The organism is Parapedobacter sp. GCM10030251 (assembly GCF_042666505.1).
Classification (GTDB): Bacteria; Bacteroidota; Bacteroidia; order Sphingobacteriales; family Sphingobacteriaceae; genus Parapedobacter.
In genome coordinates this window covers 42274-62285 of the sequence record NZ_JBHTDN010000009.1, presented here as the reverse complement: position 1 = coordinate 62285, position 20012 = coordinate 42274, and the positions used below count along the sequence as shown (strand labels likewise).

Genomic DNA, 20012 nt, shown 5'->3' with positions numbered 1-20012 from the left:
GAAGCGAAGCGAGTCTTCCAGTTGCATTGCATATCAAAGCGATCCTAAATGATGGTTACAGCTCAGCGCAAGCCTTGTGGAGATGCAAGCGACGTGCAGCGGATTCCAGCTAGCGAGCAGCAGGTTTAAAAACCAATTCGGATCGCCTATGCTGTGGCATTTTAACTACCTTTGGTGTTGATGGATAAAATCAAGGCATTGGGTACGGATATTGCACGTGCAATACGCCAGTATTACGGAGCGCTGCTCGTAGCGCTCGTGGCTACCGCTGCATTCATCGACCGATCGCAGTCGGCCTCCGAGCCGCTGCTCAAGCTGGGGTTTGTCGGTATGCTGGGCATTTCCCTGTTGTTTGCATTGCACCTCATCCAGCAACGCTATCGCATAAAGTGGCCGCTGCCGATCGTCGGATTTCTCGTGTTGGCCGCCTATTATGTGCTGCTTCCGGATTTCGATGGATCGCAATTCGGACCGGTCACCGCAATCATTCTGGGCGTTTCTTCGATCTGCTTTCATTTACTGGCAGCAACCGGGCCCTTTTTAAAACGCGGCGATACAGATGGCTTTTGGTCTTATAACAAGAGCTTATTTATCAACCTGGTGCAGACAGCTGTGTTCACCGTAGTGCTTTGGGGCGGCTTAGCACTGGCCGTCGTAGCCGTGGAAAACCTCTTTGGCCTGGACGTGGGCAGCGTTTTTTGGGAACGGCTGGCCTGGACGGTCCTAATCTTGGGAAGCAGCCTCATCTATGCGCTTTTTTCAAAAGACGGGTGGGCGGTATTGAAGCAAAGTGCACCCTATCCGCCGGTGCTGCGGTTCTTCGTGCAGTATATACTGGTACCCCTGTTGGTCATTTACCTCGTGATCCTGTATAGCTACGGTATCAAGATTGTGGTGGAATGGGATCTGCCTAAAGGATGGGTGAGTTACCTTGTGCTGGCGTATAGCTTTCTGGGGGTATTATCACTGCTTCTCCTTGATCCTCTATACGAGGTTACTGAAAAAGTATGGGTCCGTTTCTTTTCCCGGAGCTTTTACCTGACGCTGTTGCCGCTGCTGGCCTTGCTTTTTGTGGCAATCGGCGTACGCGTGGCCGCATATGGCTTCACGGAAAATCGTTACTATGTGCTATTATTGGCGCTTTGGTTATCGGGCATCGCCGTGTATCAGTTGTTTCGCGGGCGAAATGAGATAAAAACCATTCCGGTAAGTCTGTTGGTGGTCGGCGCACTGAGCTTATTGACGCCGTTCGGGAATGTCTTCAGCGTATCATTCAACAGTCAAAGTAGCCGTTTCCACCGGTTGTTGGCGACGCAGGAAGCCCTGACGTCGGGAAAAATTGACTTTGACCGACCGGTGAAGCGTTCCGCACTGAATGAAATTGCCAATGTTTTTCAGTACCTAAACACCCGTAACCAGCACCACGTCATCCGGGCCAAAATACCCGATGACCGGAAGGTAAAGGTAGATAGCTTACTAGCGGATAAATGGGGGAGCGAGTCCGAGTTTGCCAGGTTATTTGCACACGTTATTGAAGACGACGATGGCAGCAAACGATTTACATTTACCCGGTTGGGCGACGGTCGGTCGGGCTACGAACAGGTCTATGACATCCGCGGATATGATTACATCATTCCGATGGTTCATATGGGGACCGGGTATGCAAAAAGGCAATATGCATTGGGTGCAGATTCATTGCGGTTGGAAGTCGGAAGTGATTATCCAAACCACCTTTCCCGTCGGCAAATAGATAGTATTTCCAATACCGTTTCGCTATACAGTCCGGACGGCGATACGGTTTTTCGTCACAATTTCACTGCCTTTGTCGATTCCGTGTATGCGCAATACGCGGATCAGCTCTTTACGACAGAGGCGATCGAGGTAAGCGGTCTGGCTACGCGTTTCAGTCTCGATAAGTATGATGTGGAAATCCATTTCAATGAACTGGGTTTTAATCGGGGGGAAAACGACTCCTCCGCCAAGGCGCCCCTGGACAGCATCACCACGACAAAGGCGGCCGCCATTTTAATAAGAGCACGATGAGAGACCTTACTACCTTAACGTTTCCTTAACACGAAGGCGCTAACTTTGCGCCGTGGCAAGCCCTTCGGACCAGGAACTGATCATAGCGATACGTAATTCGGATATCCGTGCATTCGAGCAATTGCACGGGCGGTATTGGACACAGCTGTACGATCTGGCTTATCGCCGTATAGGTCATGCCGAGGATACGGGCGACTTATTGCAGGATCTTTTTATCGAACTTTGGGAAATCCGCGATACCCTGTACTTCGAAAACCCGCCCGCGAACTGGCTGCGCAATAGGCTGTGGTTCAAGATTGCCCATTATTTTCGCGACAAAGGATCCAGGGAGCGACATCGCCAGGATTTCTCGGCATTCATGAAACAACAGCACACGCTTGATTGTGCAATGAACGACGAACACATCCGGGAGGCCGAGCAATATTATGCAGAAATATGCGATGCATTGAACCAGACGATCGGCGAGATGCCCCAGCGCATGCGGGAAATCTTTCGGTTGAATAAAGCTGAGCGGCTAACCGTGAAAGAAATTGCGGTAAAGTTGGAAATATCGCCGCAAACCGTCAAAACCCAACTTGAACGGGCTATGTTGCGTGTTCGAAAAACGGCAGGTAACCACCACCCCACGACATTTGGGCTCGTTCTTACCTGGTGGTTACTTAATTTGTAAACGTAAAGTTAACCTAAATTTCATCCAACGCCTGTAGGCCATTTACCCTTTACCGGGATATTATGGGTGATATGCAATCAGAAGATCCCATAGCCGAATTGTTCCGGAGAATTGACGCCGGCGAGGCAACCGAAGAAGAAATTACATTGGCGGCTCGTTGGCTGTCTCGTTTGGACGTGAAGCCGCAGCGGATTGCGCCAAACGAGGTAGCCGCCAGGCGTCTTCGTATGCATCAAGCTGTCGTTGCACGCAATACAGCCAGCAAACGGCCGAGGCGGATATTTCGTGGGTTGGGATGGATTTCCGCGGCGGCGGTATTGCTGCTTTCACTTGCGCTTTGGCAGCAGCAAATCGATCGGGACCGTACATCCGGACCCGTCCGCTACCAGGTGGTGCACACCACACGTGCTCAACAAAAGCGGCTGGTTTTACCCGATGGCACCGTCGTGCTGTTAAACCCAGTCAGCACCCTTCGCGTCCCCAGCAACTTCGGGCAGACCGGCCGCGATGTCCATTTGGAGGGGCGGGCCTTTTTCGACGTTGCCCGCGATGCATCCCGTCCGTTTACGATCGAATCGGCCGACTTAAGCGTGAACGTATTGGGCACGTCGTTCAGTGTATCAAGTTACGGCGACGATGCGGAAGCCGAGGTGATGGTCGAATCCGGAAAGGTACAGGTAACCGCCCCCGGGCAAATGGATCATCCACAGATTTTGGGGGCCGGCGATCAGTTAGTCTACGATAAGAAATTGCAAGAAATGCGGCGGCAACGGGTGCATCCGGAAGATTACCAGATCTGGAGGCGTGGCGAGTTGGTTTTTAAGGACGCTCCGTTGCAAACGATTTGCCGCGGATTACAGCGGCGGTATGACGTGGAGATTACGATCGAATCGCCTTCAATTGCCGATCGACGGTTGTCCATTGAACCCAGGGGCGAACCTATCGACCGCATCATGTACTCCCTTTCCGTGGCCGGAGGCTTCCGGTATCGCATCCAGGGAAAAAAAATCAGTATTCACGAATAGAAGAAAGGAGTGTATATGTAGGAAAAAGAGACCAAAGAAGGACGGAGGTCTCGCACACCCCCGTCCTGAACGCTTTCACGATTCATCACATTGTAAGGAAAAATCATGTATAAACGAATGTACAAGTTTAGGAAAAGAAATATAAACAAACGATTAAGGATAATGTCAAGATTTGTTTTTCTTGTTGTTGTCATCACCCTGAGTCTTGCCGGTGTTGCTTGGGCTTCCGGAGTCAGGTCGCAAAATCTCAAGTCGGTCATCGTTAGTGTCGACCGCGAAAAAGCCCAACTGAAGGAAGTGTTGGCCGATCTGAAAGCGGCATCTTCATTCACGTTTGTCTACAGCGAAGCCCTTGGCAACCGGGGCGGAATTACCATCCGGGTCAAAAATCAAACGCTGTACGACGTCCTGAATCGCCTGGCACGTGAACATCAGCTGACTTTCAGCCCGAACCGCTCGTTGATCGCCGTAGCAGCAGCGTGGCCACAGCAGCGTCCCGGCCGTATTGGAGGTAAGGTCACTGGTGCACAGGGGGAAACCCTTGCGGGGGCATCCATCAAGATCCTCGAAGGTGGAAATGCCACACAGACCAGTGTGGATGGCAGCTACGTCTTGCCCCTTCCTGTAGGTACCTATACGGTAGAGGTGTCTTACGTAGGTTATCAAACGAAACGCATTACCGATGTGAAGGTGGAAGCCGGAGAAACCACTCCCTTACCGGTTTCCCTGATACAGGCTACAGCTACATTGGAGGCAGCAACGGTTACTGCGGGCTATAAACGCGCGTCCGTGGAAGGACTCTATGCTCAACAGAAAAACGCCGCATCGGTAACCGATGGAATCAGCGCCCAGCAGATTAGCCGTACGCCGGATAACGACATGGGTCAGGTTCTTAAACGTATTTCAGGGCTCACGACCGTCAATAACAAGAGTGTCGTGGTTCGGGGGATGTCCGATCGTTACAATCAAGCGATGCTCGATGGCATCGTCATTCCCAGTACGTCCATGAACCGAAGGGATTTTTCGTTTGACATTATCCCCACGGAGATGGTTAGCAACGTCGTGGTCAATAAAACGGCCACACCCGATGTCTCGTCCGAATTCTCCGGCGGGCAGGTGTCCATCAATACGCTGGATATCCCCACTGAAAATTTTACGCTCATCAGTTTGGGTACCGGCGGCAATAGTCAGACGACCGGTAAGGACTTTTACCGGCTTGGTAAGCGCCATACCAGCGAGTATTTTGGTTTTTTCGACCGCTCAGCGGAACAGCCAGAGGGGTTGTTGCCTTGGTACTGGCACAATCGGGCTACGCAATTGGATGCTCCTCCGGGTATGGTCTTGGATGATCCTGAGTTGAACGACGCTATTCTGAGTTTTGACCGACCGGATTTGAAATATAACGACCTGGACGCGATGGCGCAATCGAGGCGACTCGATCACAGACCGTTGATGCTGCAACGTTATACAGGAAAGCCGAATGCCAATGCCCGCGTGGCGATAGGCCGGGTTTATACACTGAAAAATGACCTCCGATTCGGATTTGCCGCCAGCGGGAGCCTGCGCAATGAGCAGAATATCGTTCATTTCAACAACGTACGCGGATCCAATTATGGAGTGAGCTATATGGATAGCACGGAATATGGGCATAACGGTGCAGGCAAATCCTATCGGTTCAACAGCAGCAGCGGTTTGGTAGGCAACCTGGGGCTACAGGGAAGACGGTTTAAGCTTGCATCGAAGAATATGTATGCCCGTACGTATAGTGACAATTACAACGAAGCGGTCCGGCTGGATTATCGGGACATTACGCACGGCATTCGCAAGGAAGTTTACCAATTGCCGGAGGCCATGTCGTTGCAGCAACATCAATTGACGGGTGAATACCTATTGCCTTGGTCAATCAAGTTTGAGGGAATGCTTACCTACAATAAGATCGGGCAACAAATATTGGATGAACGGAAATTTCAGTATCGGTTATCCGCAATCCTTGGCGGCGAATATTTTTTCCAAGAACCGAATTTATTGCGGCATTCTTCGTGGTCGAACAATACGGTGGCACTGGATTCACGGATGTGGACACACATTGATGAGGAGGATTACAACTGGGCGGCCAATTTTTCCCGGACGTTTGGTACGGGTTCGGCGGTCAGCACCGTTCTTAAGGCAGGATATCAGGCCTGGACCAAGAAGCGAAGCCTGGATGTCTTTCGGATGCTGCCCATGACCCGTTCAGCAGCGGCTGGCGAAATACTGCCCAACATCGAACAGCCCTATGAGGTACTGCTGGCGCCGGAAAACATCGGGTCAGGTACGGGCCAGGCCTATTACTACGCCGAGAACATCGGTGGCCGGATTTTTACCGGTGATATGAACTCGCATGCCTTATATGCGATGGCCGACCAGAAGTTCTGGGATAAGCTCCGTTTGGTTTATGGCGTACGGTTTGAATACTACGACCTGAGTAATCGGCAAGCCGAACTGCTTCGTAGCCGCTACGGCAATGAAATTCCCGATTACCTGAAATTTCAGGAAGAAAGCGGTGAAAAAGACTGGCGATGGCTGCCGTCGATCAATGCGACCTATAACCTAAGCAACACGGTTAACATACGGGCCAGTTATTCGAAGACAGCAATTCGCCCGGATTTCCGGGAGACTTCATTTTTCGGCTTTTACGATTACGAACTGGACGCGAACGTCTCCGGCCAGGACGTGGTATCCACCCTTGTCGACAATACCGACCTACGATTGGAATGGTACCCCAGTCCGGGAGAAATCATTTCGCTGACCGGTTACTATAAGTATCTGGATAAGCCGATAGAATTGGTGAATAATCCGTCTTTTGAGGATGGAAGCTACTACGTCTTCGCCAATATGGAATCGGCGAAAAACTATGGTCTGGAGATGGAAATGCGAAAGAATCTCTCATGGGTAGCGGATAAGCCCTGGCTGGCCGACCTCTTTGTGTATGCCAATGGGACCCTACTTTGGTCTAAGGTAAATTACGAGGGGCCCTGGGAATTCCGCACGGTAGAAAACGGTGTCATTGAACGCTTCAAAGAACGGGTGCCGGGCTTGGACCGTCCACTGATCGGTCAGTCGCCTTGGCTCTTGAACCTCGGCTTGGGGTATTGGGGCGACCGTTTTGGCGCAACGGCCGGTTATAATCACCGCGGATATCGTTCGCATCTGATCCGGAAAGATCCCCGGAATATCGAGTTCGAATTGGCGCCGCGGCAACTGGACCTGCAGGTGTATGCCCGTTTTCTAAAGCGGAAAGCGGAAATTAAGCTTAACGTAGCGAATTTATTGGACGAATGGACCCGCTATTACGTGAATACGTATGGGTACGAGCAGGCAGATAGCCAATCGGGCGGCCTCTCGTACAACCGCGCGAAAGGAGATAATGGTTACAGTAAGGCGGACGGAGACTTGATCATGTACCGGAGGCAGGAAGGCCGTCGCTTTAGCCTCTCATTGACTTATAATTTTTAAGAACCGAAAAATGAAGCGAATAAAACAACTGTGCGGCGCGATGTTGCTATTAATCGCATCAGTCGCTTGCGAGAAGGGTGACTACGTGAAACCCTTCCGGGAATTTGTGGAAGTCTCCTTTGACGCCAACAAGACCGCCCTGAGGGATAACGGCGAAGCGATCTATATTGCGGCCAGGTACAACGGCTATCCGATTGAATGGAGTCCGGGAGGAGACGGCAAAATCAAAGTAGTGGAAGGGGAAGGGAGATTTGAATTTTACGACACCCGGAACGACCGCATTGTCGCCGATACCCTTATCGATGTGATCCCCGGTGCGGAACAGGTATTTTACCTATTCCAGCCAACCCTGGAATCGCCGGTTACCTTTATTGATCCGGTGAATGCCCAAGCCGGAGAAGAGGCTGCACCGGAGGGGTACATCAAACTCAAAGTGGCTAACTATGCACAGGACGTAATTCCGTTTTCCCAAACCGATGTGAAGGTAATTGTCTTGTACTATGACGAAAACTGGAATGAAATCCGCGCGGATGTAGGTGTGATCGAAAACGTTGCCAAGGCAGTCGAAGAAGCGTCCTATGTGCTCTTGCCGGACGGGGTTCCGGATGGCGTAACGGATTACCAATATATATTTGAATTTATCGATGGAGTTACGGGACAACCCTTATTGAACTACGGCGGAACCGATTACTGGACCACCACGGGTTTTACGCCGATGTATATGGATCCCTTGCCTATGAAGAATGTGTTCACGCTCTATTTCGTTACCCAAAAGGGCTGGGGAGAGGCACCGCATTTCATAAAAAACGGGGATGATTTCTATGAAATACAGAGCAAAGTATTGTATGCGGATTAATGGATGCCGGCATATCTCCAGACCGATGATTTGTTGTTGAGATCCAGTGGCTGGCTGGCTTTATGGGAGCCAGCCACTTCATTAATTGGGCATACTGACAATGCATTCCTCAAGAATGGCTTGTGTGTTATCGTCAATTGCTCTGCTCGATTGGGGGGAGGGCGTAAGCAGCCGGTGATATATTAACGCAATGTGAAGTTTTGCATTGACCCATCCGTTGGTGGAAGAATATTACTAACTTTGAAAGAGTAGGTTTAGCTATGGTGTTATGGAAACCCTTATTGTCACGACTGATTTCTCTGGATCTTCGGTCCATGCAGCCAAATATGCTGCCGCAATAAGTAGCCCATTAGGGGTTCGCACGTTGGTATTGTATCACTCGTATTCAGTGGCCACCCCCATAACTGAGGTGCCCCTACCAGAACCGGAAGAACTTGCGTCTGCACATGAAGACCGTATTCGGGCGTTAAAAATCCTTGAATCACAGATTTCGCCACTAATGGCCCATCAGGTGTCCGTCGAATGTGTTACCGACGATTTGCCATTACTGTCCGGAGTAGAGCAGTTGCTTAAACAGTACGGAGGAGGACTGATCGTAGCAGGAATGACGGGTAAGGGCGGTGTGGAAAAACTTCTGGTGGGCAGTCATACCGCTTTATTGGCCGGCAGTTGCCGGGCACCCGTCTTGATTGTGCCGGAAGAGGCGGAATTCACACCCATCACCAAAGCGGTATTTGCGTGCGACCTGAAAAATGTGGACGAAACCATTCCCACTCACCTGATTGATGAGATCGTCGAAAAATTGGATTGCCGTTTACTGGTATTGAACGTTGAAACTACGGATTCAAGAATGGCTGGTGATGTGATTCCAGAACAATATAAACTTCACGAAAAGCTGAATCACCTGAAACCTGAATACTATTATATCGAACATGGATCCGTTGCGGAAGGGATTATGGCATTTGCGGACACTCAGCAGGCTGGATTGGTGTTGGCTATGCCTAGAAGCCGCGGTTTTTTCGATAGCCTGTTCCATCGGAGCGTTACCAAAAAACTTGCACATCATACCCGGTTACCGTTATTGCTGCTGAGATCTGAATGACCTTTTTTGCTATGGATACTAACTATCTCATCATCGGTTTAGTCTTAGTGCTGGTCATTGTTTTGATTGTATGGCTAATCAAAAAGAACCGGAAAGACCGGAAAGATTTTGAAAAAGCGGTTAATGCCTCCGATGTGAAGCCGGAGCAGCATGAAGATGATCAAATGTAAATACCTTTGCTGTGTTTTACTCGTCCCTGAGACTTTCCACGGGATTGGCTAACGCCGCACGGATGGCCTGCGTGCTCACCGTGGCGACCGCAAGGAAGAGGGCGCCCAGACCCGACAGCATAAATACCTCCCAGCCCGGGGATATCCGGTAGCTGAAATCCTGCAGAAACCGATCCGCCGCCCAGTAGGCGACTGGAAACGCTACCAGGCATGCGATCAGTACCAGTACCACGAATTCGATAGAAAGCAACTTGGTGATGGAAAATACCGAAGCCCCCAGTACCTTACGCACGCCGATTTCTTTGGTGCGGTTTTCGGCCATGTATGCGGCCAAGCCGAACAGACCCAAGCACGAGATTAGTATGGTAAGCCCCGCAAACAAGGTCGCTAAGGTGCCCGTGCGCTGCGTCTCGGCGAATTTCTGCGCATAGGCCTCGTCGACGAACGTGTAGGTGAACGGGTAGTCCGGGTTATGGCGTTTTAGGACATCTTCCGTTTTGCGCAATGCTTCTGCTGTACCCAGGTCGGGATTGAACCGGATGTGCAGCACGTTGAAGAATCCGTGGGCACCTTCAATCACGGTAGGGGTTACGGGACTGAACGGCGAGCCCAGGATAAAGTCTTTCACGACGCCAACTACCTGCCAGTTCCGGCCGTTGTCCGTGATGATCTGGCCGATTGGATCCGCAAACCCCATCGCTTTTACGGCCGATTCGTTGAGCAGTGCCGCAGCTGAATCCGTAGGGTAGGTGGCGGGATCGAGATCCCGGCCTTCGACCAGCTTCAATCCCATGGTTCGCACGACATGCTCATCGGCAAACAGTCGGTCGAACACGGTTTTGTCTTCCGGATTTTTTCCCGACCAGCCAATGCCCCAGGTATTGCTCCAGGCCTCGGTAATGGGAGAGAGCGTGCGCGTCACCGATTCAGCGATGCCGGCATCCTGCAGTTCCTGTCGGATAAGCTGGATGTTCTTTGCCATCTCGCCTTGTTCTAGTAAATAGATTATGTGGCTGCGGTCATAGCCGTTTTCGCGCTCCTTGCCATACTGGATTTGCCGCAGAACGACCACCGTGCTCACGATGAGAATGATGGCGATGGTAAACTGTGCGACCACCAGTACCTTGCGGAGCGTAACCGCACTTTGAGATTTGCGAAATGATCCCTTGAGTACCGCGACGGGGTTGAACAGCGACAGGAAAAATGCCGGATAACTGCCCGCCAGCAGGCCGGTAAGCAAAATGAAGCCGGTGAAATACAGCCAAAAGTGAACGCTGGTGAAGTCAATAACCAATTGCCGCTCGACGAGTGTGTTGAATGCCGGCAAGGCAAGTTGGATAATGCCAATGGCCAGCACGCCTGCCACTGCAGCGAGGAGGGTTGACTCGCAGAGAAACTGCCGGATGATGGACCCTTGTTTGGCTCCGGCCACCTTACGGACCCCCACCTCCCTGGCGCGCTTTTCGCTGCGTGCGGTGCTGAGGTTCATAAAGTTAATACAGGCGATCAGTAGGATAAATCCGGCAATGATCGCAAATAGGCGGACCTGCTCGATGCGGCCTCCCGCTATTTGCCCATTCTCGAAATGCGACCGGAGCCACCAGTCACGCAGGGGGTGCAAAAACACTTCGGTGCCCTTGACGTCCTTACTGTGGCGCTGCGCGATATCGCGGATTTTGCGGTTCATCGCCTCCCCGGAGGAAGTAGGCGCCAACTCGACGTACGTCGTCACCGAGTTATTTCCCCAAAAGCTATCGGCGTATCCCAGTTGCTCAAAGAACGCATAAGGTACCAGGTAATCAATGTCACGGAACCGGGAATTGTCGGGAATGTCCGCCAGTACACCCGTGACTATCGCCAATTTGGCCGTGTCAAGTTGGATGGTTTTGCCCAAAACATCGGTATCGCCGAATAGGCGTTCGGCGAGTGCGGCGGTGATAACAATGTCTGACGGGTTGTGAAGCGCGGCTTTTTTGTTGCCCACCAGCAACGGGAGATCAAACATCGACAGAAACGTGGAATCTACCACATAGCCGCGGGGCAATTGCCTGTTTTCGCCGACTCTCAAGAGCACCGAGGCGCCGAGTTCGAGCTGGCGACTGGTACGCAAAACTTCCGGGATTTCGCTGGTCAGCGCCGGGCCGAGTGGCTGTGGCGTGAAAAACCAGGTTTGCGTTTCGCCGTTGATGACTGTTTGGTTGCCGGCCATATAGAGCCGATCTCGCTTCGTATGGAACTGGTCGAAGGTAGCTTCATGCTGTACCCACAGCAGAATGAGCATGGCTGCCGCCATACCCATAACCAATCCGCCGATGTTAAGTGCCGAATACCCTTTGCTTTTCCAAAGGTTGCGCTGGGCAATCTTGAGATAATTCCTAAGCATGATTTACTGACGTCGATATTTTTTACCTTTTGTTACAGGAAACGGGCCAATTGGCTAAAACATCGCTTTAGGTTCATTGGAGGCGGTTTAGGCGGTTTAGTTACGGTCGCGGATGTTCGTTATCGGACAGGGGATGTACGTTATCGGACACCCGGCGTGTCGAGCTACTACTCCACATAAACTTTGACGGAGTCCGCATTCAGTCGCGATTGGAACCATCCGGCTAGCTTTTCTTGGTCCGCAAGGGTTTTTCTACGGTCGGTTGACGCCAAAAACAAAGCAAAATACCGATGCGCTTTTAGCGAATCATCGTAAATTACTTGATCGGCGGCGCCACAAGCCGTTATTTCTGGATATAAAGGCTTAAGTTCCTGTAGTAACTGCCTGCCCAGATGTTTGCGCTGTGCAGTGCTGTCTTGCATATGCAATGTACGGCTTAGCTCAGAGCGAAGCCTGTCAATTTCGGTCTGCTGCGAGTTTATGGCCAGCAAATTTTCGGTTGCCGCTTCATCTTCAAGCGAGAAGCCCTGTTGAATCGTAATTTTGCTATGGGCCAGATCATAATGCTTCGCTTTGGCAATCACCTCCTGTTTGACGTTGTCGGGGATCAATCGGCCGCCATAAATTAAGCGGATGGAACGTTTAGCGGGATCTACTTCGGATTTCAGAAGGTAGTCACCAGGGATGTGGGTTTCGTTGCGAATATAAGAAAGAGCATTTCTGGAAAACCGTTCTTGCTGGACCAAAATATAGCCGAAATAAATACTTGGCAGCACGGTGATCGTCGCGATGATGCTAACCCATCTATTTGCCGCCCTTTTCATGTTTTCATCGACGCCATGCCAAATCGGATATTTCAAAAAGCGGACAATGAGTAACGTTGCCACCGCAATAAATACCGTATTGATCGTAAACAAGTAAAAGGCACCAAAAAAATAATTCCATGTGCCGGTTGCCAGTCCATACCCGGCGGTACATAACGGTGGCATAAGTGCAGTGGCGATAGCGACCCCGGGAATCACGTTGCCTTTTTGCTTGCTCGAGAGTGCAATAATCCCCGCTAGTCCGCCTGCCAGCGCAATAATGACGTCGTATATATTCGGCTGGGTACGGGCCAAGAGTTCGGAGTGTGCTTCCCCAAGTGGCGTAACCGAAAAATATACTGTGGAGGCCACCAAGCCGGATGCCACGGCAAACCCGAAATTGACCAAGGACTTACGGAATAACGTAAAATCGTAAGTCGCCAGACTGTATCCCATCCCCAGAATGGGACCCATAAGCGGAGAGATTAACATGGCACCTATGATGACGGCGGTCGAGTTGACATTCAGGCCTACACAGGCAATCAGGATGGCGAAGATTAAGATCCAAAGGTTTGTGCCTTTAAAAAAAATGCCCTTTTCTACAGTGTCGTGGATAACATCATAATCCTCTTGTTCGGATCGGATGTTGAACTTGGCTTTCAGTTTACGCAGCTCCATGAACGAAAGTAGCATAATCTCATAACTGGAACAAATGGAACTGTAATTGCAATAAAGTTGCAAAACAAAATATTTTAATGCAACTTTGATGCAAAATAATGAATCGCTGTATACGTATACCGAAACTATGTATGTCCGTTGTTGCCGGTTGGCTGGCCCTGGCGCTCCTCAGTATACCCATTGTATATGCGACTCACATCCATTACCATTCCCAGGTGAACGGCCGGTATCCGGTTAATTGTTTGGATAACGGCAGTGAGGTCGATATGCCGCATTGCGGCTTATGCGAGTTCTACGTGCATTATACTCCCAAGGAGGTCGATTTCCGGCTGTCCCTGACGTTTGCCATTTTACTGGCTTTTGTGAATGTACAGCTTGGGCAAACCCCATGCGGGATTCCTCGCAAAGAATCGGGGCGTCGGCATGCCAATAAAGGGCCTCCGCCGGTCTACAACCCGATATAAGTTTCTGATCGGCCGACTCATCGGTCAGTTAATTCTTTGGTTTCAGTTTTCCACGGACTTTTTTATCAGCCATATTGCATATTACGTTGCTGCTCTATGGCATCGTCGGTGGACAAATCACACATAACATATACAACACGAATATGAAAAAACAAAACAAATTCGCTGCATGGGCCCTTGTCGGCTTTACTGTACTCTCCATCGCTTCCTGCAACAAAGATGAGGGCGACCAGCCCCTTCCTCAGGGCATTCAACGATCTGAACTGATTCTCACCGAAATAAGCGGTGAATCCGTAGAAGCTCATGGTGACCATTTTCATGGATTGGACGGTGGTACAGAAGGGGAATCAATCGTTATCCCATTTGATGAAAACGGTGTTGCTACCGCTAACGGACACCTTCACCTGGAAGCCGATGCCGTTTACAAAATCGAATTGAAAGCCTGGGATTACGCCGGGAAGGAAATACAGCAAGATTTCATTGTCAACAAAGGAACGGCGGCGAATTACAAGGCCTTCCTTATCGGCGGAGATTTCATCCTGAATCCGGATTCCGACGACGAAAGCGGTGCGATCTTCCAACCCAGGGAACAAGCCTATGGCGACGGCACCCCCGTGGACGGAAAATACGAGACCACAGGGATTTTGAGTTACTTCACCATTGGCCATGATAACGAAGGTGCTACGAAAACAGTGACTTACGTACTGCGCAAGTTGGATGCCGGCGTAAAAGCGTTAATCGAACGCACCGACTGGAACCGCACCGATTATGCCGAAGCGTTTGCCGGTGAAAATGTACTCGAGCTTAAATTCGAAATTCACGCCGAGCACGGACACGCGCATTAGACGCGTCAGCTTTGGCGAGGGCAGCGGACGATTGGAACTCCGCTGCCTGATTTTTTTGTAGCGCACTAGACGGTATCCGTTTCTTCAAACCATTTGACGATGCCGGGCATATTTTTTTCAAAGCCTTTTCTGCACTTTTCCATTTGTCGTTTATCAGAACGGCGACTGTTCCTTCGAGCACGTAAAACACCTCTTCATTATCTTCATGTTGGTGTGCGCCGACTCCTCCCGCGTAGGGCGCCAACCACCATTCGGAAATGCTGTATTTTTCATCGGTTTCACTTTCGTCAGCCTTGAAAACAGCTGTCATGCTTCCGCAGTCATACGTGCGGCCTTGTCCCGCGTGACGGATTAGGACGTCAGTTGAACGATCGAATTGCTCCATTTGCTTGTGTATTGATTTCGGGCAACAACCACCAAATTCCGGAATTTCAGTGTGAAGAATGCAGGCCTAACCGGTTTCCCTCCGTGTCGATGAACATTGCGAAGAAACCCATTTCGGGGCCGATTTCGGTTTTCGGAACGATTATCCGTCCGCCATTTGCCAAAACTTTATCCAGCATGGGTTGCAAGTCGGTTCCCGCATGCAGGTATACAATGGGGCCGTCTGCGGAGGGCTTATAATTGGCACCATTTATCAGGGCAAGGTTTACCATTCCTTCGCCACCTGGAAACACGCCCATTTGTATGCCATCCATGTCTACTTCTTCAATGCTGACGTTTACTACCGCCTGATAGAATGTTACTGCCCTTGGAAAGTCAGCGGTAGGGATTTCTACAATTGAAATTAAATTGCTCATATATACCGATATTAATCAGCTGTAAAATTAGCATGCTCCAAACTAACAGAATAGTAAAAATGCGACACGTCAGTCTTTTGCATAAAAAAGAGAAGAAAGTATCAAGGTGTCATCTTGCAGAATTTCCTTCGGGGTGGTTCCGGTAAATTCCTTAAAGTCTTTGATGAAATGATTCTGGTCGTAGTAGGCACTTTCATAAGCAATTTGCGTAAGCGTGCCGTTCGTTTTGCCCAGGACCATTTTCAGGGCGGTCTGTAACCGGATAACCTTGCCCAATTGCTTCGGGCTCATGCCGATTTGTTTCCGGAATTTCCGCTCGAGCTGCCTGCGTTTGGATAGGTCGCCTTGGAGGATAGCTTGGATGGAAGCGCTCCCACGTGTTACGAACAGCAGGTCGACGGTGTTCTTTACGATGGCGTCAATCGTATCGGTCTCACCCAACCTGGTCAGCAAAAAGCGCTCGACAATCTCGATGCGCTGCTGGGTGGTTGTTGCGTGGGTAATTTTTTGTTCCAATTCATCGGCCGTTGGTTGACCGAAAAGCTCGACTATGGGCGTTTCTTTGTTTGCCAGTCTGCTGATCGGTGTCGTTACGAGGTTCGCGAAACCATACGGGTAGAACCGGACGGCAAAAGTATGGACATAACCCATCGGCTGAATATAGAAGGGCTCGACGGTTTGTCCGAGAACCATGGCCCGGGGTTGACGGATAAAATCGGTTTCAGAAACAAACCGTTTAATATCGTCGCCGAGAATAAATGCCATTTCGATACAGCCGTCGGGGACAATCCGCTGCTTTTCGGAAGGGTATTCGGCAGGAACTTCCAAGGTCCAGTAGCATTTAACCAGCGATGCGAGGTCTGAGTCGGGTTGAAACGTCTGATAGTTCATGGATGGGATGGTATATGTATCAAAGATAGCGTAAGAAAAGACAGGTATCCAAATAATTGTGATCAAGATGCCAAAATAAAAAAGGCTTTCGCGCAGATGATCAGGAATCCGTTTCAACAGCTTGCCGATTTGGTCAGCGCGCTATGGCGTCGTGGACAAAGGCCTCGGCATTTTTTACGCGTGTTTTTTTGTTATTCAATTTTTTTGTAAATTGGTACCAAGAAAGCGCATCGGCGACGCTCCGTCTGAACAGAACTTTTCGTCCCATGTATCCGCTCCTTCGCCGAGCCGTCAAGCATATCAAAACCTTTTTTATATATGTTTTATATATGGCTAATATGAATACCGTATTACCGAATGGGACTGCCGATCTGTATTTAACCGACGGAGGCTTGGAAACGACATTGGTTTTCCTTGAGGGTTATGAGCTGCCCTGTTTTGCTGCCTTTGATCTCTTGAAAGATGAAAAGGGTTATCATGTACTTAGGGATTACTACAGACGCTATTTGAACATCTCCAGGGAGTTCGGGATGGGGTTCATCCTGGAAAGCCCTACCTGGCGAGCGAATCCGGATTGGATCGAAAGGATCGGATATCCCGGATCGGCTATCGCGGATGTGAACGAAAAAGCCGTCCAACTCCTTGCCGATCTAAAAAAGGAGTTTGAAAACGATATCGGCAATATTGTCATCAGCGGATGCGTCGGCCCACGCGGTGACGGGTATGTGCCGGAACACGTAATGACCGCCGAAGAAGCACAGAAGTACCATGCCGCGCAGATAGCGGTTTTTAGCCGGACCCCGGTCGATATGGTTTCGGCAATTACCATGAATTATGTGGAAGAAGCCATCGGAATTGCCCTTGCATCGGCGGCTGTTGGTCTTCCGGTGGTAATTTCCTTCACCGTGGAAACCGATGGCAAACTGCCAACAGGAATGAGTCTTAAGGAAGCTATTAACCAAGTTGACAAAAATGTGGCCCAGCCTCCGCTTTACTTCATGATCAACTGTGCACACCCAAACCATTTTTTCAACGAATTGGAATCGGGCAGGAACGAGCACTGGACAAAGCGCATTAGGGGCCTACGGGCAAATGCGTCCTGCAAAAGCCATGCAGAATTGGATGAAGCGATCGAATTGGATAGAGGAAGTCCACAGGACCTGGCCATCGAACATAAGAGGCTAAAAGAGGTTTTCAGTCAGCTAAACGTATTCGGCGGATGCTGCGGTACCGATGAAGAGCACGTTATAGCCATTGCCGGTCAGGTAAGGCATCTTCCTGAACAGTCCGCCTAACGGCCCTGATTTATAACGAGCACCATACAAAACGAAAAACCCCTTAAGCAATCTGCATAAGAGGTTTCTTGTGGTACCAGCTGGAATCGAACCAGCGACACAAGGATTTTCAGTCCTTTGCTCTACCAACTGAGCTATGGTACCCTTTTGTATCGGTGGTTACCACCGTTTTGGGATTGCAAATGTAGCGCCTTTTTTCATTTCAGAAAACTTTTTTTGAAAATTGTTTACTGAATTTGCCCAAGCCGCTGATTACGTTCGGGATAAAATGACAACCCCAAAACAATGCGGTACAAAAAATAGCTGTATCTTTGCATTTTCATAAATAGCGATGAGTAAAAGAGGAAGAGTATTGGTTGCCATGAGTGGGGGAGTGGACAGTTCGGTGGCAGCCGTGATGCTCCACGAACAGGGGTATGAAGTCATAGGGCTAACCATGAAAACCTGGGATTATGCGTCTTCGGGTGGCTCGTCCAAGGAGACCGGGTGCTGTAGCCTGGATAGCATCAATGATGCCAGGGCGTTAGCCGTGTCCTATGGATTTCCGCATTACATACTGGATATCCGCGGTGAATTCGGTGATTTTGTGATCGACAATTTTGTGGACGAATATTTAGCCGGCCGCACCCCCAATCCATGCGTACTCTGCAATACCCATATCAAGTGGGAAGCACTTCTCAAGCGCGCGGACAAATTGGATTGTGAGTTCATTGCGACGGGCCATTATGCGAATATCCGCCAGCAAGACAACGGCCGGTATGTCATTTCTAAGGGAAAAGACACACACAAAGATCAATCGTACGTACTTTGGGGGGTATCCCAGGAAAACCTTGCGCGGACGCAATTTCCCCTTGGCAGTTTCACGAAAATGGAAATTCGGCAAATGGCGGCGGAAATGGGGCAGCTGGAATTGGCCAATAAATCCGAAAGCTACGAGATCTGCTTTGTGCCGGACAATGACTATCGAGCCTTCCTGCGCCATCGCGTGGAAGACATAGATGAGCGGATCGGGCCTGGTAATTTTGTGTTGACGGACGGCACGGTGGTGGGGCGGCATCAGGGGTATCCGTATTATACGGTTGGCCAGCGCAAGGGGCTGGGCATTGCCCTGGGACGGCCCATATTCGTTACGCAGATATTGCCGGAAAGCAATACGGTGGTGCTGGGAGATGAACAGGAATTGCAACGTCAAGGGGCCTACGTAAAAAATGTAAACCTCGTAAAATATGCGTCAATTACCGAGCCGATTGAAGCGGTGACCAAAATCCGTTATAAAGATGCTGGAATGACCAGTACGATTGTTCAGGAAGGCGATCGGGTGAAGGTGGATTTTCATCACGCGGTGAAGGGGATTGCTCCCGGACAATCCGCAGTGTTTTACGAAGGTGATGATTTGCTGGGCGGCGGCTTTTTGATGTAAAAAGGCTCCGATATAAAAAAAGGCTCCGGCATGCAGCCGGAGCCTTTTTGTGAACTTATTGACAGGTGTCTCGTTAGATTTTGCCCGCCAGTTCAACCAAGTCGACCAATTTGTTGGAATAACCCCATTCGTTGTCATACCAGGAAACGACTTTCACAAAGTTGTCGTTGAGTGAAATCCCTGCTTTGGCGTCAAAGATAGACGTGCGTGCATCTCCTCGGAAATCTTCCGATACGACGTCATCTTCGGTATAACCAAGGATGCCTTTCAACTCGCCTTCAGAAGCTTCTTTGAAGGCTTGCTTGATTTCCTCGTAAGTAGCCGGTTTTTCCAGCCGGGCAGTAAGATCCACAACAGACACGTCAGGAACCGGTACACGGAAAGACATGCCGGTCAATTTTCCTTTCAATTCGGGTAATACCAGTCCGACGGCTTTAGCAGCGCCGGTAGACGAGGGAATGATGTTCTGATAGGCACCCCGTCCTCCGCGCCAATCTTTCACGGAGGGGCCATCTACCGTCTTCTGCGTAGCCGTAACCGCGTGGATGGTGCTCATCAATCCTTCAATAATGCCGAATTTGTCGTTAAGCACTTTGGCAAGCGGTGCCAGGCAGTTGGTTGTACATGACGCATTAGACACAATGGTCTGTTCGGGTTTCAGCTGTGTGTGATTCACACCCATTACGAAAGTAGGTGTATCGTCTTTTGCAGGCGCAGACATAACAACCTTTTTGGCACCCGCGTCGATGTGTTTTTGTGCAGTTTCCTGGGTCAGGAATAAGCCCGTAGACTCGATGATTACTTCTGCACCCACTTCGTTCCACTTGAGGTTTGCCGGATCCTTTTCGGCCGTTACACGGATGGTCTTGCCATTCACGACAAGATTGCCATCTTTCGCTTCCACGGTGCCGTCAAACCTTCCGTGTGTAGAGTCATATTTCAGCATGTACGCCATGTAATCGGGGTCTACGAGGTCGTTGATTCCAACAATTTCAACACCCGGGCGGTTTACGGCTGCCCTGAATGCCAGACGGCCTATGCGGCCGAATCCATTGATTCCAATTTTCATTTT

Annotated in this window: 17 protein-coding genes and 1 tRNA gene; 11 read left to right on the top strand and 7 right to left on the bottom strand. The window is 50.2% G+C overall.

Features of this window, described 5'->3' with window-relative positions; translation table 11 throughout:
- Positions 1-180: 180 nt before the first annotated feature.
- The 7 genes from ACFQRK_RS19715 to ACFQRK_RS19685 all read left to right on the top strand — a co-directional run bounded on the left by ACFQRK_RS19715 (position 181) and on the right by ACFQRK_RS19685 (position 9361).
- Entirely contained in the window at positions 181-2043 is a 1863-nt protein-coding gene (locus tag ACFQRK_RS19715) for a DUF4153 domain-containing protein (RefSeq protein ID WP_379009779.1), read from the top strand.
- A 52-nt stretch (positions 2044-2095) separates the two neighbouring features.
- A complete protein-coding gene (locus tag ACFQRK_RS19710; protein WP_379009777.1) occupies positions 2096-2713 on the top strand; it encodes a sigma-70 family RNA polymerase sigma factor in 618 nt (205 codons plus the stop codon).
- Positions 2714-2775: 62 nt separating this feature from the next.
- Complete coding sequence (locus ACFQRK_RS19705; protein WP_379009775.1) at positions 2776-3738, top strand: FecR family protein; 963 nt, start codon at positions 2776-2778, stop codon at positions 3736-3738.
- Positions 3739-3900: 162 nt separating this feature from the next.
- Positions 3901-7233 carry a TonB-dependent receptor domain-containing protein gene (locus ACFQRK_RS19700; protein ID WP_379009772.1) on the top strand — a complete coding sequence of 1111 codons (3333 nt, stop codon included), beginning with the start codon at positions 3901-3903 and terminating at the stop codon, positions 7231-7233.
- Between the two features lie 10 nt (positions 7234-7243).
- On the top strand, positions 7244-8089 hold the full coding sequence (locus tag ACFQRK_RS19695; protein ID WP_379009770.1) for a hypothetical protein: 846 nt from the start codon (positions 7244-7246) through the stop codon (positions 8087-8089).
- 268 nt (positions 8090-8357) lie between these two features.
- On the top strand, positions 8358-9191 hold the full coding sequence (locus tag ACFQRK_RS19690) for a universal stress protein (RefSeq protein ID WP_379009767.1): 834 nt from the start codon (positions 8358-8360) through the stop codon (positions 9189-9191).
- A gap of 11 nt (positions 9192-9202) precedes the next feature.
- Positions 9203-9361 carry a hypothetical protein gene (locus tag ACFQRK_RS19685; RefSeq protein ID WP_379009765.1) on the top strand — a complete coding sequence of 53 codons (159 nt, stop codon included), beginning with the start codon at positions 9203-9205 and terminating at the stop codon, positions 9359-9361.
- 16 nt (positions 9362-9377) lie between these two features.
- Here ACFQRK_RS19685 and ACFQRK_RS19680 read toward each other — a convergent pair whose 3' ends face one another.
- Positions 9378-11744 (bottom strand): ABC transporter permease, encoded by a 2367-nt coding sequence (locus ACFQRK_RS19680; RefSeq protein ID WP_379009763.1) that lies wholly within the window; start codon positions 11742-11744, stop codon positions 9378-9380.
- 167 nt (positions 11745-11911) lie between these two features.
- Positions 11912-13240: a DUF389 domain-containing protein gene (locus ACFQRK_RS19675; protein ID WP_379009762.1), complete on the bottom strand. Its 1329-nt coding sequence runs from the start codon at positions 13238-13240 to the stop codon at positions 11912-11914.
- A gap of 116 nt (positions 13241-13356) precedes the next feature.
- Here ACFQRK_RS19675 and ACFQRK_RS19670 point away from each other — a divergent pair, with 116 nt between their 5' ends.
- Together ACFQRK_RS19670 and ACFQRK_RS19665 are read left to right on the top strand one after the other, a co-directional pair.
- A complete protein-coding gene (locus tag ACFQRK_RS19670) occupies positions 13357-13689 on the top strand; it encodes a hypothetical protein (protein WP_379009761.1) in 333 nt (110 codons plus the stop codon).
- A gap of 143 nt (positions 13690-13832) precedes the next feature.
- Positions 13833-14534, top strand: coding sequence for a hypothetical protein (locus ACFQRK_RS19665; RefSeq protein WP_379009759.1), 702 nt, complete (start codon positions 13833-13835; stop codon positions 14532-14534).
- On the opposite strand, the gene ACFQRK_RS19660 is transcribed toward ACFQRK_RS19665, so the two are convergent.
- From ACFQRK_RS19660 to ACFQRK_RS19650, 3 genes are all read right to left on the bottom strand, one after another.
- Entirely contained in the window at positions 14494-14919 is a 426-nt protein-coding gene (locus ACFQRK_RS19660; protein WP_379009758.1) for a hypothetical protein, read from the bottom strand. The two genes, ACFQRK_RS19665 and ACFQRK_RS19660, sit on opposite strands and share 41 nt — an antisense overlap.
- A 46-nt stretch (positions 14920-14965) precedes the next feature.
- The gene (locus tag ACFQRK_RS19655; RefSeq protein WP_379009756.1) at positions 14966-15334 is read right to left on the bottom strand and encodes a VOC family protein; all 369 of its coding nucleotides are present in this window, start codon (positions 15332-15334) and stop codon (positions 14966-14968) included.
- A 69-nt stretch (positions 15335-15403) separates the two neighbouring features.
- The gene (locus tag ACFQRK_RS19650; protein WP_379009754.1) at positions 15404-16225 is read right to left on the bottom strand and encodes a DUF6597 domain-containing transcriptional factor; all 822 of its coding nucleotides are present in this window, start codon (positions 16223-16225) and stop codon (positions 15404-15406) included.
- A gap of 338 nt (positions 16226-16563) precedes the next feature.
- Between ACFQRK_RS19650 and ACFQRK_RS19645 the strand changes: the two genes are divergently transcribed.
- Entirely contained in the window at positions 16564-17520 is a 957-nt protein-coding gene (locus tag ACFQRK_RS19645; protein WP_379009752.1) for a homocysteine S-methyltransferase family protein, read from the top strand.
- A 71-nt stretch (positions 17521-17591) separates the two neighbouring features.
- On the opposite strand, the gene ACFQRK_RS19640 is transcribed toward ACFQRK_RS19645, so the two are convergent.
- A tRNA-Phe gene (locus ACFQRK_RS19640) sits at positions 17592-17664 on the bottom strand.
- 187 nt (positions 17665-17851) lie between these two features.
- On the opposite strand from ACFQRK_RS19640, the gene mnmA reads away from it, so the two are divergent.
- Positions 17852-18940, top strand: a complete 1089-nt coding sequence (gene mnmA / locus ACFQRK_RS19635; RefSeq protein WP_379009751.1) for a tRNA 2-thiouridine(34) synthase MnmA — start codon at positions 17852-17854, stop codon at positions 18938-18940.
- A 73-nt stretch (positions 18941-19013) separates the two neighbouring features.
- On the opposite strand, the gene gap is transcribed toward mnmA, so the two are convergent.
- On the bottom strand, positions 19014-20009 hold the full coding sequence (gene gap / locus ACFQRK_RS19630) for a type I glyceraldehyde-3-phosphate dehydrogenase (RefSeq protein ID WP_379009750.1): 996 nt from the start codon (positions 20007-20009) through the stop codon (positions 19014-19016).
- Between the last annotated feature and the right edge of the window lie 3 nt (positions 20010-20012).

What these genes read in the sequence shown, in the direction of transcription:
- ACFQRK_RS19675 (WP_379009762.1), bottom strand. Translation starts at nt 13,240, where the DNA reads ATGCTACTTTCGTTCATGGAGCTGCGTAAACTGAAAGCCAAGTTCAAC.
- ACFQRK_RS19705 (WP_379009775.1), top strand. Translation starts at nt 2,776, where the DNA reads ATGGGTGATATGCAATCAGAAGATCCCATAGCCGAATTGTTCCGGAGA.
- ACFQRK_RS19685 (WP_379009765.1), top strand. Translation starts at nt 9,203, where the DNA reads ATGGATACTAACTATCTCATCATCGGTTTAGTCTTAGTGCTGGTCATT.
- ACFQRK_RS19650 (WP_379009754.1), bottom strand. Translation starts at nt 16,225, where the DNA reads ATGAACTATCAGACGTTTCAACCCGACTCAGACCTCGCATCGCTGGTT.
- ACFQRK_RS19655 (WP_379009756.1), bottom strand. Translation starts at nt 15,334, where the DNA reads ATGAGCAATTTAATTTCAATTGTAGAAATCCCTACCGCTGACTTTCCA.
- ACFQRK_RS19680 (WP_379009763.1), bottom strand. Translation starts at nt 11,744, where the DNA reads ATGCTTAGGAATTATCTCAAGATTGCCCAGCGCAACCTTTGGAAAAGC.
- ACFQRK_RS19645 (WP_379009752.1), top strand. Translation starts at nt 16,564, where the DNA reads ATGAATACCGTATTACCGAATGGGACTGCCGATCTGTATTTAACCGAC.
- ACFQRK_RS19690 (WP_379009767.1), top strand. Translation starts at nt 8,358, where the DNA reads ATGGAAACCCTTATTGTCACGACTGATTTCTCTGGATCTTCGGTCCAT.
- ACFQRK_RS19670 (WP_379009761.1), top strand. Translation starts at nt 13,357, where the DNA reads ATGTCCGTTGTTGCCGGTTGGCTGGCCCTGGCGCTCCTCAGTATACCC.
- ACFQRK_RS19660 (WP_379009758.1), bottom strand. Translation starts at nt 14,919, where the DNA reads ATGGAGCAATTCGATCGTTCAACTGACGTCCTAATCCGTCACGCGGGA.
- ACFQRK_RS19665 (WP_379009759.1), top strand. Translation starts at nt 13,833, where the DNA reads ATGAAAAAACAAAACAAATTCGCTGCATGGGCCCTTGTCGGCTTTACT.
- ACFQRK_RS19700 (WP_379009772.1), top strand. Translation starts at nt 3,901, where the DNA reads ATGTCAAGATTTGTTTTTCTTGTTGTTGTCATCACCCTGAGTCTTGCC.
- ACFQRK_RS19715 (WP_379009779.1), top strand. Translation starts at nt 181, where the DNA reads ATGGATAAAATCAAGGCATTGGGTACGGATATTGCACGTGCAATACGC.
- ACFQRK_RS19695 (WP_379009770.1), top strand. Translation starts at nt 7,244, where the DNA reads ATGAAGCGAATAAAACAACTGTGCGGCGCGATGTTGCTATTAATCGCA.
- gap (WP_379009750.1), bottom strand. Translation starts at nt 20,009, where the DNA reads ATGAAAATTGGAATCAATGGATTCGGCCGCATAGGCCGTCTGGCATTC.
- mnmA (WP_379009751.1), top strand. Translation starts at nt 17,852, where the DNA reads ATGAGTAAAAGAGGAAGAGTATTGGTTGCCATGAGTGGGGGAGTGGAC.